The 14906-nt window shown below is 69.7% G+C and carries 11 protein-coding genes and 1 pseudogene; 7 read left to right on the forward strand and 5 right to left on the reverse strand.

The genetic code is table 11. From position 1 onward, the window contains the following. Nucleotides 1–30 precede the first annotated feature (30 nt). On the reverse strand, nt 31–1065 hold the full coding sequence (locus OIB37_RS04125) for a YihY/virulence factor BrkB family protein (protein WP_330456128.1): 1035 nt from the start codon (nt 1063–1065) through the stop codon (nt 31–33). A 276-nt stretch (nt 1066–1341) separates the two neighbouring features. Here OIB37_RS04125 and OIB37_RS04130 point away from each other — a divergent pair. Beyond that, nucleotides 1342–1458: pseudogene (locus OIB37_RS04130) on the forward strand (glutathione S-transferase family protein); the annotation flags it as partial. Between the two features lie 22 nt (nt 1459–1480). Here the strand turns inward: OIB37_RS04130 and OIB37_RS04135 are convergent. After that, the gene (locus OIB37_RS04135) at nt 1481–1873 is read right to left on the reverse strand and encodes a VOC family protein (protein ID WP_330456129.1); all 393 of its coding nucleotides are present in this window, start codon (nt 1871–1873) and stop codon (nt 1481–1483) included. Nucleotides 1874–2478: 605 nt separating this feature from the next. On the opposite strand from OIB37_RS04135, the gene OIB37_RS04140 reads away from it, so the two are divergent. The 5 genes from OIB37_RS04140 (at nt 2479) to OIB37_RS04160 (ending at nt 8647) form a co-directional block, all read left to right on the forward strand. Next, nucleotides 2479–3255 carry an ABC transporter permease gene (locus OIB37_RS04140; protein WP_330456130.1) on the forward strand — a complete coding sequence of 259 codons (777 nt, stop codon included), beginning with the start codon at nt 2479–2481 and terminating at the stop codon, nt 3253–3255. Between the two features lie 179 nt (nt 3256–3434). Continuing rightward, entirely contained in the window at nt 3435–4484 is a 1050-nt protein-coding gene (locus OIB37_RS04145) for a taurine ABC transporter substrate-binding protein (protein ID WP_330456131.1), read from the forward strand. Further along, a complete protein-coding gene (locus OIB37_RS04150; RefSeq protein WP_330456132.1) occupies nt 4471–5313 on the forward strand; it encodes an ABC transporter ATP-binding protein in 843 nt (280 codons plus the stop codon). Before OIB37_RS04145 ends, OIB37_RS04150 begins: the two co-directional genes overlap by 14 nt. Before the next feature lie 76 nt (nt 5314–5389). Next, nucleotides 5390–6289, forward strand: coding sequence for a TauD/TfdA dioxygenase family protein (locus tag OIB37_RS04155; RefSeq protein WP_330456133.1), 900 nt, complete (start codon nt 5390–5392; stop codon nt 6287–6289). A 186-nt stretch (nt 6290–6475) separates the two neighbouring features. Then, the gene (locus OIB37_RS04160) at nt 6476–8647 is read left to right on the forward strand and encodes a hypothetical protein (RefSeq protein WP_330456134.1); all 2172 of its coding nucleotides are present in this window, start codon (nt 6476–6478) and stop codon (nt 8645–8647) included. 273 nt (nt 8648–8920) lie between these two features. Here OIB37_RS04160 and OIB37_RS04165 read toward each other — a convergent pair whose 3' ends face one another. Both OIB37_RS04165 and OIB37_RS04170 read right to left on the reverse strand, forming a co-directional pair. Continuing rightward, nucleotides 8921–9361 (reverse strand): NUDIX hydrolase, encoded by a 441-nt coding sequence (locus OIB37_RS04165; protein WP_330456135.1) that lies wholly within the window; start codon nt 9359–9361, stop codon nt 8921–8923. A gap of 239 nt (nt 9362–9600) precedes the next feature. After that, a complete protein-coding gene (locus OIB37_RS04170; RefSeq protein WP_330456136.1) occupies nt 9601–10404 on the reverse strand; it encodes a hypothetical protein in 804 nt (267 codons plus the stop codon). Nucleotides 10405–11053: 649 nt separating this feature from the next. Between OIB37_RS04170 and OIB37_RS04175 the strand changes: the two genes are divergently transcribed. After that, nucleotides 11054–13024: an AfsR/SARP family transcriptional regulator gene (locus OIB37_RS04175; RefSeq protein WP_330456137.1), complete on the forward strand. Its 1971-nt coding sequence runs from the start codon at nt 11054–11056 to the stop codon at nt 13022–13024. A gap of 331 nt (nt 13025–13355) precedes the next feature. On the opposite strand, the gene OIB37_RS04180 is transcribed toward OIB37_RS04175, so the two are convergent. Further along, nucleotides 13356–14873: a B12-binding domain-containing radical SAM protein gene (locus OIB37_RS04180; protein ID WP_330456138.1), complete on the reverse strand. Its 1518-nt coding sequence runs from the start codon at nt 14871–14873 to the stop codon at nt 13356–13358. Between the last annotated feature and the right edge of the window lie 33 nt (nt 14874–14906).

A 14906-nucleotide genomic window follows, 5' to 3' on the forward strand; every position in this document is an offset into this window, starting at 1 on the left:
GACACGCGCCCGGCAGGGCGAACCGCGAGCTCAGCGTACGTCCCTCTCGCGTGCCCCCTTCTTGCGTACGTCCTTCTCGCTCCACGTCCGGGTGTCGCGCGGCTGGGTGTAGGGCTCGGCCTCGGGCGGATGACCGCCGGCGATGGCCCGCTGCCGTACGGCCTCCGCATCGAACTCCAGGCCGAGCAGGATCGCCAGGTTGGTGATCCACAGCCAGACCAGGAAGACGACCACACCGGCCATCGCGCCGTAGGTCTTGTTGTAGGACGCGAAACCGGCGACGTAGACGGCGAACCCCGCGGAGGCGATCATCCAGATGACCAGGGCCAGGAGGCTGCCCGGGGTGATCCACTTGAAGCCCTTGGGCTTGGCGTTGGGACTGGCCCAGTAAAGGACCGCGATCATCACGGTGACCAGCAGCACCAGGACCGGCCACTTGGCGATCGCCCACACGGTCAGCACCGTGTCGCCGATGTGCAGCGCCCATCCGGCCTGCCGGGCCACGGCTCCGGTGAAGACGACGATGAGCGCGCCGGCCACGGCGAGCACCATCAGTACCGCCGTGACACCGACGCGTATCGGCAGGATCTTCCAGAACGGCCGGCCCTCGGGCATGTCGTAGACGACGTTCGCGGCACGCATGAAGGCCGCGACATAGCCGGACGCCGACCACACCGCCAGTACGATGCCGACGAGGGCCAGGACGGATCCGGCTCCGGCGTTGCCCTGCATCTGCTCGACAGCGCGGGTGATGATGTCCCGCGCGGAGCCCGGTGCCAGATGACCGACCTGGTTCAGGAGCTTGTCGGTGGTCGAGCGGCCTGTGATCCCGAGCAGGGACACCAGCACGAGCAGGGCGGGGAACAGCGAGAGCACCCCGTAGTAGGTCAGTGCCGCCGCCCGGTCGGTCAGTTCGTCCTCCTTGAACTCCTTGAGGCTGCCTTTCAGCACCGCGCCCCATGCCCGCCGGGGGAGCTGGGCGGGTGTGTCCGGCGCGCGCTCCTCCACCTCCCGGCCGGGCCCGGTTGCCGCCACCTTCCCGTCGGGCCCGATTTCCGCCGCCATCCGGTGAGGCTCGGCCTCATCCGCCTTCCGGAGAGGCTCGGCTTCCTCCGCTGTCCGCTCCGGCCCGGCTCCCTCCGCCTTCCGGTCCGGCCCGGCCTCATCCGGAGCCGGAGGGGGCGGCGCCGTTGTGCTCGGCTCGTGATCTTTTCGCCCTGGAAGATGAAGTTTCGCCATATCCGCCGGGTAACCCGTGACGCCCCCGCTCATACACCTGCCGACGGTCGGGATGCGACAGGACGTGCCGGGAACGGTCCTCGCCCCCTCCCCCGGCCTGGTTCCGTGATCTCGCGCAGGCTGCTCGGACCGGAGCGGGCCCTGCCGCCGGCGGTCGCGGCCCCCGTCCAGGACGACCGAAGCCGGCGCTTCACCCTGGACCCCGGTGGCCGGGACCCGGGTGCGGAGTTCAGGCCGGCTGTCAGCCCTGCTTGGGTGCGGTCGGGGGGACGAGCCGTACGGTGAAGGAGTGTCCGGCCGGATCGGAGTAGCCACGCTCCTCGTACGGTCCTGCGGCGTCCCGGGTCTCGATGGGCCGCCCTCCGAGGGCGACGATCCGGCGCTCCGCCTCGTCCAGGTCCTCGACCAGGAAGTCGAGATGCGCCTGGAGGGAGTTCTCCGGGCGGGGCCAGCTCGGGGGCGTGGCGTTGACATCGCGGCGGAAGGCGAGCCGGACGCCGCCCGCACCCTGGATCTCGACCAGGTTGGCGGACGCGTCCACCTGTTTCCCCTCCAGTAACTCCTGGTAGAACATGGCGAGTTTCTCGGGCTCGGCGCAGTCGAGCATCACTACACAGGCGTTGACCAGTGTCATGCTTCCTCCCTGGGAATCTCCTCTCCTGTCCGGATGTCCCGGCTCACCGGATTCAGTCGACAGTCAGCCGCATCCGGTGGGAGCAACCGGCGGCGCACGAGCCACGCGCCCCGGGGAACGGACCGCGGGGCGCGCTGCGACTCCCCCACCGACCGTGAAGAAGTGGGCGTCCCCTGCGGACCGTTCGCGCTCCGCGCTCTGTCCAGAACGTGGACGGCCCTTGGTGAAGAGCGGTGACTGCCAGTAGAAATGGGCCCCATGAATCACGAGTCCCTGGTGCGACGCCTGGTCATCGACCTGTGCCGACGCCCGGTCTCGTGTTGTCGCTGACCGAGCGGATCTGACGCGCTTTCCGACACTCCCCCACCGGTGAGGCTCCCGGTCGGCGGTGCGTGGCCGCGTCGTCTTCGTCAGCCCTGACTTCATCCACGCCCACGTGGCACCCCTGCCCGATGACCGGGTACGTCAACCACCCATGCCCCGGCGCTCTTTGGAGACCCTCCGTGTCCACGACACCACGACCGACGGCATCAGAGCCCGCCACTGAGTCCGTTGAGGAAAACGGAAACACAACGGTCGGGCGAAGGCCCCGCCTTCGAGTCCGAGTGAGCCACGTCGCCCTGCCGCTCGGCTCGCTCCTGCTCTTCCTCGCTCTGTGGCAGTTGCTGGCGGAGGGCGGCACCTGGAGCAGGACGCTGGTTCCCCCACCCGGGGACGTGTGGAAAGCGTTCGTCAACGTGTCGACGACGCATGACGGCGTGCGGGGCTACAACGGCACCTACCTCATCGAGCACTTCGGCATCAGCCTGCGGCGCATTGCCCTCGGGGCCGGTATCGGCATCGCCGCCGGCGTGGTCTTCGGGCTGCTCATGGGCACGGTCCGCTGGATGCGCGCGCTCTTCGAGCCCTGGATCACCTTTCTGCGGACCCTGCCGCCCTTGGCGTACTTCTCGCTTCTGATCATCTGGCTGGGCATCGACGAGGAGCCGAAGATCGCGCTGCTCGCCGTGGCGGCCTTCCCGCCGGTGGCGGTGTCGACCACCGCGGCCGTGGCCGCCGTACCGACAAGTCTGATCGAGGCCGCTCGCGCGCTCGGCGCGTCGCCCTGGGACGTCGTCAAGGACATCGTCGTTCCCTCCGCCCTGCCGGAGACACTCACCGGCGTACGCCTCGCCGTGGGCGTTGCCTACTCCTCTCTCGTCGCGGCCGAACTGGTCAACGGACTGCCCGGAATCGGCGGCATGATCAAGGACGCGGCCAACTACAACAACACGCCCGTGGTGCTGGTCGGCATCATCACCATCGGCGTCTCCGGTCTGGTCATCGACGGCCTGCTGCTACGGCTGGAGCGCGCTGTCGTCCCCTGGCGCGGCCGCGCGTAGCCGACGTGGGCCCCCGCACCGGAACCTCCGCGATCCCCGAGACTCCCGCGCTCCGCGTGATGCCCGCAATTCCCGAGATCCCGGCCACCCCCAACATCCTTCGTTCCGCTCGGCCTGCCCGGATCCCGTCGCCGGTTCGCACGGCGAAAACCGTCCTCCAGCACAGAAACGGCCACACCATGCCCCCTGTCACGCCCCGCCCTTCCCGTCGCCTCCTGCTCGCGGGGGGCCTCGGTGCCGCCTCGGCGGTCGTCGCCGGCTGCTCGTCGTCGAGCGAGGCGTCGTCCGGCGGCTCGAAGCGGCTGCGCATCGGCTATTTCGCCTTCCCCAGCGGCGATCTGATCGTCAAGAACAGGAAGTTGCTGGAGAAGGCCCTTCCGGACTACCGCATCACATGGACCAAGTTCGACTCCGGGGCCAGTGTCAACCAGGCGTTCATCGGCAGGTCCCTCGACATCGCCGCGCTCGGGTCGAGCCCGTTCGCACGCGGCGTCTCCGGGTCGTCGCCGATCCCGTACAAGGTTGCCTGGGTCCTCGATGTGGCGGGCGAGAACGAAGCCCTGGTCGCGCGCAGGGCGAGTGGTGTCACCGCCGTCGCCGGTCTCAGAGGAAAGACGGTGGCGACACCCTTCGCCTCCACCTCGCACTACAGCCTGCTCGCCGCGCTGGACAGAGCCGGACTCAAGGCCTCCGACGTCCGTCTCGTGGACCTTCAGCCGCAGGCCGTACTCGCCGCCTGGCAGCGCGGCGACATCGATGCCGCGTACGTCTGGCTGCCGACCCTGGACGAGCTGCGCAAGACAGGACGGCAGCTCACCAGCAGCAAGCAGATCGGGGCCGCGGGCAAGCCGACGCTGGACCTGGCCGTCGTGTCGGACGAACTGATCTCCCGCGACCCCCGGGCGATCGACGCCTGGCGAAAGGCGGAGGCCGAGGCGCTACGGCTGCTCAGGTCCGACCCGGCCGGCACCGTCAGGGCGGTGGCCGCCGAACTCGGCATCAGCGCGGCGGACGCCAGGGCGCAGCTGGCTCAGGGAGTGTTCCTCACCCCGGAACAGGTGACATCGGCGGACTGGCTGGGGAGCGAGAACCGTCCGGGCAGGCTGCTCGCGTACGTCACCGACACGGGCCGCTTCCTCGCCGGCCAGAAGCAGATCGACGCCGCGCCCTCCGAGGACGCCGTCCGCAAGGCCTTCTACCTGAAGGGGCTGCCTGATGACCTCAAGTGAGACCGCCCGGACAGCGAAGAGCGTGGTGCGGGAGGACAGCACCGGGACCGACAGCGGCCGAGCGGCCGGGGACGCGGGGGCCATCCAAGTCCAGCACGTCACCCACCGGTACGGCGCCACCACCGCCGTCGGTCCGGTCGATCTGACCGTTCCGGCAGGCGAGTTCCTCGTGCTGGTGGGCGCCTCCGGCTGCGGCAAGAGCACGCTGCTGCGTCTGATCGCCGGGTTCGAGGAGCCCACCCAGGGCTCGGTACGGGTCTCCGGAGCAGCTCCGCTGCCCGGCCGTACGGCAGGCGTGGTGTTCCAGACGCCGCGGCTGTTCCCGTGGCGGACCGTGCGCGGCAACATCGACCTCGCGTTGCGGTACGCGGGTGTCGGTCGCGGTCAATGGCCCTTGCGTCGCGCGGAGTTGCTGGCGCGGGTGGGGCTGGAGGGCATCGAGGAACGGCGCGTCTGGGAGATCTCCGGCGGCCAGCAGCAACGCGTCGCCATAGCCCGGGCGCTGGCAGCCGAGAACCCCGTGCTCCTGCTCGACGAGCCGTTCGCGGCACTGGACGCGCTGACCCGGGAACGACTCCAGGAGGACGTCCGCCGGGTGACCGAACAGACCGGTCGTACGACCGTGTTCGTGACGCACTCGGCCGACGAGGCGGTGTTCCTCGCCTCCCGCATCGTGGTGCTGACCCGTGGCCCCGGAACGGTGGCCCTGGATCTGCCGATCACGCTGCCGCGCGGCGAGTTCGACGCCGAGGGGCTTCGCGCTTCACGGGAGTTCGGCGAGCTGCGCGCGCAGGTCGCACACGCCGTGAAGGCGGCCGCGGCGCCGTGACCGTGACACCACGGCATGCCGGACACAGCGACGGCACCCCCTCGACGACGTATCCATGGAAAGGAAGTGACATCGGATGACCGCTCTCGCCCCGTCCCAGTTGCCGATCACCGAACTCGGCCCGCACTTCGGTGCCGAGATCGACGGCATCGACCTCGCCCACCTGGACGACGCCCAGGTACAGGCCCTGCGGGAAGCACTGGTGAGGCACAAGGTGCTCTTCGTCCGCGGCCAGCACCGCCTCGACGACGCCGGTCAGATCGAGTTCGGCCGGCGTCTGGGCGAGGTCACCGTCGGGCACCCGGTCCACGACTCCGGCGACGTGGCTCCCGAGGTGTACGCCCTCGACAGCCAGGACGACGGCTTCGCCGACGTCTGGCACACGGACGTCACGTTCGTGGAGCGTCCGCCCGCCATCTCCGTCCTGCGGGCCGTGGAGCTGCCGCCGAACGGCGGCGACACGAGCTGGGCCGACAGCCAGCTCGCCTACGAGTCGCTGTCGCCGGGTCTGCGGGCGTTCGCCGACACGCTCACCGCCCTGCACGACGGCACCCGCTCGTTCGGCTACTACCTGGCCCAACGCCGAAAGGGGCGCGGCAACCTCTGGGAGGGCGAGGTATTCACCGAACTGACCCCGGTGGAGCACCCGGTGGTGCGTGTGCACCCGGAGAGCGGCCGCAAAGGTCTGTTCGTGAACCCCGGGTTCACCTCGCGCATCCTGAACGTCTCCGAGCACGAGAGCGAGGGAATACTCGGGATTCTCTACGCCCACCTGACCAAGCCCGAGCACATCGTGCGTCATCGCTGGCGGCCGGGTGACGTCACCCTGTGGGACAACCGCAGCACGGCCCACTACGCCAACCGCGACTACGGCGACCGGCACCGCGTCATGCACCGCATCACGCTGCGCGGGGACGTACCCGCGGGTCCCACCCCGGCCGGCACCCGCTTCGCGGCGGGGTCCGCGCGCGGGTGAGTGTCCCCGCTCGGCCGCAGGGCGCACGCCGTCGGGCCGAGGGCACAGCCCCTCGGCCTGCTCCGGCCGGGCGTCGGGTGCGGCCTTCCCGGCGTTCGCAGGCATCTGCCCCACTCCGGGTGACCTTCACCGCCGCGCTGAGAAACCCCTGTGCGCGAGCTCGCACACCTCTGCGATCATCCCCGAATGGCACGCAGTCTCGAATCACTGGTCATCCGGCACACGCATCGCCTGCCCTCCCCGCAGGGATCCGCCGGAGAAGGGGCCACCGCCGCGCGGCAGTTCGATGCGGCACTGGCATCCGTGGGCTTCAAGCTCTCGGCGGAGCTGCTGGAGCGGCTGTCGGGTCTGTCCGCGTCCGCGGTCGTGCACATCGCCCAGCGGACGCTGCGCACCGTGAGCGAGATGGTGGGTGACCACGCGCGCCACAACACGTACTTCATCGACTTTCCGGCGAACGTGCCCGGTACCGAAGAGTTCTGGACGCGGTGTGTGGCGATGGCGCTCGGCGACGACAAGTCGCGCGAGAACGTTCTGACACAACTGGCCCACAGGGAGCTGGACCTGCTCAGTCTCCCCACGTACGGCCGCTACCAGCACACGTACGAGGAAATGCTCGCGGTGCAGGACGAGCTGATCGCCTCGGCGGGCGACCGGGTGACCGTCCTGCACCTCGGACGGGACCTGGACGACGAACTCACGGATCTGTACCTGGCTTTGGCGGGCAGCACGACGCCGCTGGGCGAGGAGCGTCTACGCGATCTCAGGACCCTCGCCGAGCGGTGCGCGCTCGGCCCCCAGCCGGAGTCGATCCCCGTGCGGGAGAACCGCGCGGTCATCAACGAGGCCCGTCTCGCCGTCGGCGGGGATCTCCTGCTGGACACCGTCGTCGACGTGCTGCGGCTGGCCTGCGCGCTGTCGGGCGGCGACGTGACGCTGCAGGAGCCGACCCGGTTCCGGGCTCTCTCGCGGCCGGTCCGCCGCGCGCTGCTGGCGGGTCTCGACGCCGTGGTCGCGGCGAACCCCGCCAAGCTGGCCGACGTGCACGCCCATCGCGAACCTTTCAAGCGGCTCGGTGAGCGTCTCCACCCGCACGAGTACCCGCGCTGGCCGCACGCCGCCGACGTGTTCGCCGTGGCGCGGGGCGAGAAGGAGGCGCGGTCCTTCGACAGCCGTGTCGAGAAGCTGCTCGACGAGTTCGACGTCCTCGGCGCCGTGCACCTGCTGAAGTCCGCTCCGGGCAAGCTGTACCGCGCCTTGGACCTGCTGCTGCGTATCGCGGCCGACCAGGATGAGCGGGACGCGGTGGTGGCCGCCGCGGTAGGTGTCGCTCCCGAGGTGGCCGGCCGGGTCGTGCTTTCCGTGCGCGAGCACTTCCAGAACCGGGAGCCCGAGGCCGACGCACCCCGGGTTTTCGTCAACCGCCGGGGCCGCGGCTGGGTCACCCCCGACAACCGGCCGCCCGTCCCCTCGGCCGACCGTGATCGTCTGATCGCGGCCCTCGACGCCGAGATACGCCGCAGGCTCCCGACGCCGGGCCGGCTGCTGCTCGACCCTGACGTCCTCGACGTGGCGCTCCCGCTCAGCGGCAAGGCGACCGCGGCCGGGCTCGGCGTACTGCCGCGAGGTTCGGTCTCGGCGGTCGACGGCGAACAGCTGCGCTTCTTCGTGTACTGGAAGGAGACCGAGAACCGGACCGACTACGACCTCTCGGCGCTGCTTCTCCACACCGACTACAGCACCGACGCCTGGCTCTCCTACACAGCACTCAGGACCGTCGGGGGCGAGCACTCGGGCGATGTCGTCGCGGCCCCCGACGGGGCCTCGGAGTTCATCAACCTGTCCCTGGACCGGGTGCGCAGCACATTCATCGTTCCGCAGGTCAACATCTTCGCCGGCGAGAACTTCGAGGAGGTCGAGGAGTCGTTCTTCGGGTTCATGCTGCGCGACGGTGAGCAGAAGGGCCGGCCGTTCGAGCCTCGCACGGTGCGGATGAAGTCGGAGCTTCGCGGGGTGGGCCGAGTGGCGCTGCCGCTGGTGTTCCGGCGCGAGGACGACGGCCGGTGGCGCGCCAAGTGGCTGCACTTGTATCTGAAGGGCATCTCGTCGGCCAACCGGGTCGAGGAGAACCAGGTGTCGGTGTCCACGGTGGTGCGCGCCGTCGTGGAGCGCCGGTATCTGACGGTGTGGTACCTGGTCGACCTGATGTCCGACGCCACCACGACCGTGGATCTGTGGGACGGCGAGTCGGTCCCGGACGAGCCCGTGACGTACATAGGTCTCGAACGTCCCGAGGGGCTGCACCCCGACTCCCGGGTCATCACCCTCGAAAATCTGCGCGACTTGATCCCGGGCTGAGTGCTAGCCTTGCCGAAGGCGAGGCCATGAAAGGGCTTCCTTCTCAATTCCTCTCTGAAATGCGAGTTCTTTCGCTTTCCTCGCCGTCGGCATCGCTCCGGGCGGCGCCCGCGCTCACCGCGCGAGCGCCGCCCGAGCCGTTTTCGGGGCCTGCCGCGCAGCCACATGGGCCGCCCCACGGCAGGGTTCACCAGCAGACTCCGCCGGCAGCAGATCGCGATACCCAGCCCTTGCCACGCCGGTCGAGGGCTCGCGGTCGGAGTACGAAGCGGTTCACCAGGCGTGTTCGGTGAAGGGGCCGGCGGTCGCCAGATAGCCGTTCAGGCCGGCCGCGGGGTATTCGATGATGTCGTCGGGCAGCTCGTGCACGGTGAACCATTGGAGCGCCTGGCATTTCTCGGGCTCCCGGTTGACCGGCTCCCCTTCCCATTCGGTGGCCTCGAAGAAGAAGCCGATCCGCTCGGTCTCCGCGTCCTGCCGGTGGTGCACGACCTGGACGAGGCGCAGCTGCGTCGGATCGGTGACGACACCTGTCTCCTCGTACAGTTCGCGGGCGGCGCCGACGGTCAGGGGCTCACCCTTGTCGAGCTTGCCCGAGGGCATGTGCCATCGCCCGTGGCCGTAGGGGCCTCCGCGCTGGGAGAAGAGGATCTTGTCTCCGGTGCGCAGGATGACGTGCGTGTCGATGACGGGTTGTGCTGGTTCCGGGTTCATGTTCCTTGAGGGGCCGTTGGGACGGTCGAGGTCGTCGAGGCTATCGAGATTTCGTTGAGGGCGTCGACGATTCCGGACGCGATCCCTGCGGGTGCGATGTCACCGCTGCCGAGGAGCGGCACGTGCACCTGCGTGGCCTTGAGGGTCTGGGCGGAGAGACGGTCGTCCTTCGCCGATGCCGGCCCGGGCGTCGAGGACGCCCGGGCCGGCAAGCAGCTCCTGCTCCTTCGGCCTCCTGGTCAGAAGGCGTGTGAGCCCCAGGTGAGGGTGGAGAGGGTCAGGGTGTGCAGGGCCGTGCGGTCGGGGCCGGCCATCGCGGTCCACATCGGGCCGAACGTCTTGTCCTTCGTGCCCGGCCAGGGGTGGTCGGGCGCGATCTGCGCCGCCCAGGTACGCACGGCGAGGTCGTCGTGCGGGTAGGCGCTGAAGTCTCCGGTGAAGTCCGCTGCCGCGGCGGAGGCGGTCCACGGTCCGATCCGGGGGATGCCGCACAGCGCGGCCACCAGGTCGCCGGCTCCCATACGCCGCCAGTGCTCGGCGTGCTGCTCGTAGTGCGCGGCGGCGGCCTGCAGGGCAGTGCGATGGAATCTGGCTCCGACGGCCGCGAACTGACCCTCGTCGAGAGCCAGGACCTGTTCCGCGGTGGGGGCCACGGCCAACTCACCGTGAGGTGTGTCGACGATGGCCCCATAGGTCTCGCACCACGCGCGGTAGAGCTTGCGCGCCTGCGCGGCCCGCACCACCTGCCGGAGGACGGCAGTGGTGATCGCGTCCCACAGCGAGGGATTCGTCAGGCGCTGCGAGACTCCGAGACCGTCGAGTCCGGCTCTGAGCGCGGCGGGAACGGTGCCGGGCAGACACGCGGGATCGGTGGTGACGACCGTGGGCTTCGCGTCCTCGCCTCCCTGCACGCAGGTCATGTGCGGGCCGTCCTGGCTCCACGACACGACCCATACGCCAGAGGCCGTACGCACGGCACGCGTGCGTGTACCGTCCTCGCCCTCGTGCCAGGCAGGGTGATCGGTCGACAGAACGGTGGCCATGGGCGCTCCTCTTGCTGTGCTGTTCGATAGAGGGAGCCTCTCGCATCACGGAGACGCTGCGGGCGCGGTCCCGGAAGATTCGCCGGCGAGGTCATGTCGCGACGAACTCGCTCTCCACTCGTCCTCTCGAAGCGCAAGACGGCTCGCCGATTGCTCCTCGAATTAAAGAACATACTCAGGTGGTCACTTCGTGGCGTTTTGCCGAAGAGAACTTCAAGCCAATCCGTGATCGGCCTCCGCGGCACACCGCAGATCAGAGCCAGCCTCTCGGTGCGAACTCAGTCATGATCTCGCCACCTGGGCAAATACACGTGACATGTATCACGGTGAATGTGTGGCAGTTGGTTGAACATCACTGGAAATACTCCACGCGAGAGGACCGCGCATTACTCGCCGCAGCCGACCTCGTCGCAGGCGGCGCTGACGATTCATTTCACCGAGGAAGAAATCAGATCAGGAGAGCGGAGAAATCCACCCGGAACGTCCCCGCCGGGTTTCCGTGTGCCGCGGAGTGCGGCGCTTCACGGCGGTGCGCGAGGAAGCCGTCACCCGCGGTCCACGGGCCACGGGACGGTGTCTCGGCCGCACCTCGGAGTCCGCCCCTTGCCGACCACCACCCCCCACCTGCACGCACTGAACGGAGATCCGCATGCCCGACCTCATCGAACTGGACTCCGGGACTCGCTGCCCGGACATCGCGGATGCGCGGGGCACGCGGGATCAGGAAGACAAGCCTCAGCCGGATGCCGTGCGGTTCTCCCTGCTCGGCCCGGTGCGGGCCTGGCGCGGTGGGACCGAGATCGCGCTCGGATCTCCGCAGCAGCAGACCGTACTGGCGGTGTTGCTGTTGAACAACGGCGCCCAAGTGCCGACGGAACATCTTGTCCGTGCCGTGTGGGGTGAACACCCTCCTGCCTCCGGCACCAGTGTCGTCCGCACCTACATCACCCGGTTGCGCCATATCCTGGGCCCCAAGAAAAGCCTCATACGAACCCGAAGCGGTGGTTACGCTTTGTCGACCGCGCCGGAAAGCCTGGATGTGGAGCGGTTCCGGCACCTCACCGTGCGGGCCCGTGCGGCCAGGTCACAGGGTGCGATCGAGGACGCGGCCACCTTGCTGCGTGAAGCGCTGCGCATCTGGTCGGGAACCCCACTGGCGGGGCAGAAGACCCCCTTCGCGCAGGTCCAGCGGAACGTCCTGAACGAATGGAAGATACTCGCCGCCGAGGAGTGCCTGGCGATCGATGTCGAGCGGGGCCGGCACGCACAGGCCTCGGTGGAGCTGTTCGACCTCCTCGAGACCCACCCGCTGCGCGAGCGCCTTTCCGAACTGCTGATGCTGGCCCTGTACCGCTCCGGCCGGCAGACCGAGGCCCTCGATGTCTACCGCCGTGCCCACACCGTGTTACGGCGGGAGTTGGGCGTCGAGCCCGGTCCCGGTCTGCGGACCATGCATCAGCGCATCCTGGGGGCGGACCCCCAACTGGTCGGCTCGGACGGACAGCACAAGGAGGGCCCGGCCCGCGGCACACCGGCCCGCCCCGCTGACGCCCGCAAGGACGCCGTCGTACCGCCTCCCGCGCCGCTGCCGACACTTCCCGCCCAACTCCCCCGGGACCCGGTGGCGTTCGTCGGCCGCGAGTGGGAACTGACCCACCTGAACTCCCTGGTGTCCGAAGCCGACGGCCCGGCCGGCGCCGTGACGGTCACCGCGATCAACGGCGCGGCGGGCACCGGCAAGACCGCTCTGGCCGTCCACTGGGCACACCGGGTCGCCCATCTGTTTCCCGACGGGCAGCTCTACGTCGACCTCAAGGGCTTCAGCAGCGCTCCCGCCATCTCCCCGACCACGACGCAGCAGGCCTTCCTCCACGCCTTGGGTATCCACCCCGCCCGGCCCCCGGAGAGCCCGGACGAATGGACAGGGCTCTACCGCAGCGCTCTCGTCCGGCGCCGAGTGCTCATCATTCTCGACAACGCGCGAGACGCCGAGCAGGTACGTGCGCTCCTGCCCGCGGCGCCGGACTGCCGCACCGTCATCACCAGCCGTCCTCCTCTGCCGACCCTCGTCGCCGCGGAGGGGGCCGCCCCGCTGACGCTGTACTCGTTGGACACGGCATCCGCGATGGAGATCATGATCCGACGGCTGGGCTCCGAGCGGGCATCCGCGGAGCCCGAAGCCCTGGAAGAGATAGTCGACCTGTGCGGCCGTCTCCCCCTGGCCCTGGCCATCGTGGCCGCCAGGGCCCAGATCCACCCGCGGTTCCCCCTCAAGGCGATCGCGACGGAACTGCGGGCCGCCCACGGAAGCCTCGACGCCTTCACGGGCGAGGGCGACACCGACCTCCGCACGGCACTGTCATGGTCCTACCAGCAGCTCAGCGCTCCGGCCGCACGCATGTTCCGCTTGCTGTCGGCGCATCAGGGGCCCGACATCAGCGTGGCGGTCGCCGCGCGTCTCATCGGTGACAGCCCCCGCCAGGCCCACGCGTTGATCGTCGAACTCTCCCGCACGCAGATGATCCGCGAGCGCACCCCCGGCCGTTACGTCCTGCACGACCTCCTGCGTGCCTACTCCTTCGAGCTCTTCAACGAACTCGGCTCCGCGGTCGACTGCTAGGGCCTTTCTTCCGGATCAGGCCGGCTCCGGTCTGCGGTGCCTTCTGGCCGGCCCGAGCGGGGTCTGGTGCGTGCAGCTGCAAGGCGGAGGAGGGAGTCGACGCGGCGCGTCGGCGACAGACGACAACGCAGCAGATGTGCGTGCCAGACCCCGCGACCCCGGCAAGATCCGGAAGAGAGGCCCTAGAGGGGCGGCTCTGTCGGGGATCTCGGCGTTCGGCTGCCTGTGATCACGGTGGCGCGCCGATCTCGCGGGCGCACGACGCCCGCGAGATCGGCGAGGAGTGCGCGGTCCCCCGCGTGATCCGCGTCCGTCCAGGCTGTCCGGGTGGTCAGACGGCTGTCTTCTCGGCACTGCCGCGTGTGTGCTGTTCCCGGGTCAGGTCGGCGAGGTGGCCGCGCAGCACGGCCAGCGGAGTGTCGGCGAACTGGATGCCGACCGAGAAGTTGAACTCGTCCCGCGCGCGCATGCTTTCGTCGGCACCCTGGTCGGTCAGGTCGACGTCGCCGTAGGCGAGCATCTGGTCCGCGTCGTGCCCGTCCTGGATGAGACGCTGCCACACCGGCGTGCCCGGGTAGGGGCGGAACTCGAACACCGAGGCGCGGAAGGTGCCCGGCAGCCGGTCGGCGACGTCCCACAACTGGTGGATGTGCCGCACGGTCGCGTCGAGGTCCTCGCGCCGTTCGCCGGGGTACCCGAGGATGAAGTACCCCTTCACGTTGATGCCCCGGGCCATGAGCCGGCCGGCCACCGACGCGGTCATCTCGGCCGTGATGCGCTTGTCCATGGACGCCAGTACCCGGTCGCTGCCGGATTCGATACCGAGCGCCACTTCGCGCAGCCCGTTGTCGGCCAGGTTGTCGAGCATGGCGTCGTCGGCGCGGTGCAGGACGTTGATCCGGCCGGTGGCGTCCCATACGTACCGTTCACCGATCCTGTGCGCGGTGAACGCCTCCATGGAGGGCTTGATGACGCGCGCGGCGCCGAGGAACAGGTCGTCCACGAACCGGAAGGCCGTGACACCGTACTCGGCGTTGAGCGTCTCCAGTTCCTCGATGATGCCCTCGGGCGAGCGGGTACGGATCTTGATGTCGGGGTTGGCGGACACCGCCGCGCCGCAGAAACCGCAGTCGTACGGGCAGCCGCGGGAGCCGACGATGTTCGCCTCGACGCGGCCGTCGCCCGCCACGTAGGGGTCCTGCGGAAGGAACACCCGGTCGACGAGAGGCAGGGCGTCGATGTCCGGGGAGAGCCAGCGCCCGGCGTCCCGGCCCCGGGCCATCCCCACGACCGGGGTGCCCAGCAGCCGGTCGCGCCACATCACGCCGGGCAGCTCGCGGCGGCGTGACTCGTCGGCGAGCAGCGCGGCGACGCGCGGCTCGCCCTCGCCCAGCACCAGCGCGCGCAGCCGCGCCATGCGCGGGTCGGCGAGCACACGCTCCGGCATGGCCTTGGCGTGGTGCCCGCCGACGACGAGCGCGATCCCCTCGTCCAGCCCGGCGGCGATCCGCGCGGACAGCTCGTACGTGGGCGCCAGCAGGTTCATTCCGGCCCAGCGGGGCCGGGCGGCGTTGATGATGCCGATGGTCCGCTCGATGCCGAGCCCGTGGGCCTCGGCATCGAGTATGCCGACGTTGAATCCGGCCTGCCGGGCGTAGGTGGCGATGTAGGCCATGCCGAGCACGGGCAGCGTGTAGTCGTTCACCCGGGGACGTAGGGCGTAGTCCCGCAGGGGAGCGTTGACGAACAGAGCGTCCAGCGACCGTGCGGGATCAGCGCCCACGATGAGGTCGGCGTCCCGAAGCGGCTTCTCGGTGTTCGTCGGCGTGGTGGTTGTCAGGGCCGGCATGGTTCCCCCAGCGAGTGTGAGCCGAGTCGGTGT

It is taken from the genome of Streptomyces sp. NBC_00820, assembly GCF_036347055.1.
Classification (GTDB): Bacteria; Actinomycetota; Actinomycetes; order Streptomycetales; family Streptomycetaceae; genus Streptomyces.

Excerpts from the sequence above, each read along its gene's own strand:
- OIB37_RS04125 (WP_330456128.1), bottom strand. The coding sequence starts at position 1,065 with ATGGCGGCGGAAATCGGGCCCGACGGGAAGGTGGCGGCAACCGGGCCC.
- OIB37_RS04135 (WP_330456129.1), bottom strand. The coding sequence starts at position 1,873 with ATGACACTGGTCAACGCCTGTGTAGTGATGCTCGACTGCGCCGAGCCC.
- OIB37_RS04145 (WP_330456131.1), top strand. The coding sequence starts at position 3,435 with ATGCCCCCTGTCACGCCCCGCCCTTCCCGTCGCCTCCTGCTCGCGGGG.
- OIB37_RS04150 (WP_330456132.1), top strand. The coding sequence starts at position 4,471 with ATGACCTCAAGTGAGACCGCCCGGACAGCGAAGAGCGTGGTGCGGGAG.
- OIB37_RS04155 (WP_330456133.1), top strand. The coding sequence starts at position 5,390 with ATGACCGCTCTCGCCCCGTCCCAGTTGCCGATCACCGAACTCGGCCCG.
- OIB37_RS04160 (WP_330456134.1), top strand. The coding sequence starts at position 6,476 with ATGGCACGCAGTCTCGAATCACTGGTCATCCGGCACACGCATCGCCTG.
- OIB37_RS04165 (WP_330456135.1), bottom strand. The coding sequence starts at position 9,361 with ATGAACCCGGAACCAGCACAACCCGTCATCGACACGCACGTCATCCTG.
- OIB37_RS04170 (WP_330456136.1), bottom strand. The coding sequence starts at position 10,404 with ATGGCCACCGTTCTGTCGACCGATCACCCTGCCTGGCACGAGGGCGAG.
- OIB37_RS04175 (WP_330456137.1), top strand. The coding sequence starts at position 11,054 with ATGCCCGACCTCATCGAACTGGACTCCGGGACTCGCTGCCCGGACATC.
- OIB37_RS04180 (WP_330456138.1), bottom strand. The coding sequence starts at position 14,873 with ATGCCGGCCCTGACAACCACCACGCCGACGAACACCGAGAAGCCGCTT.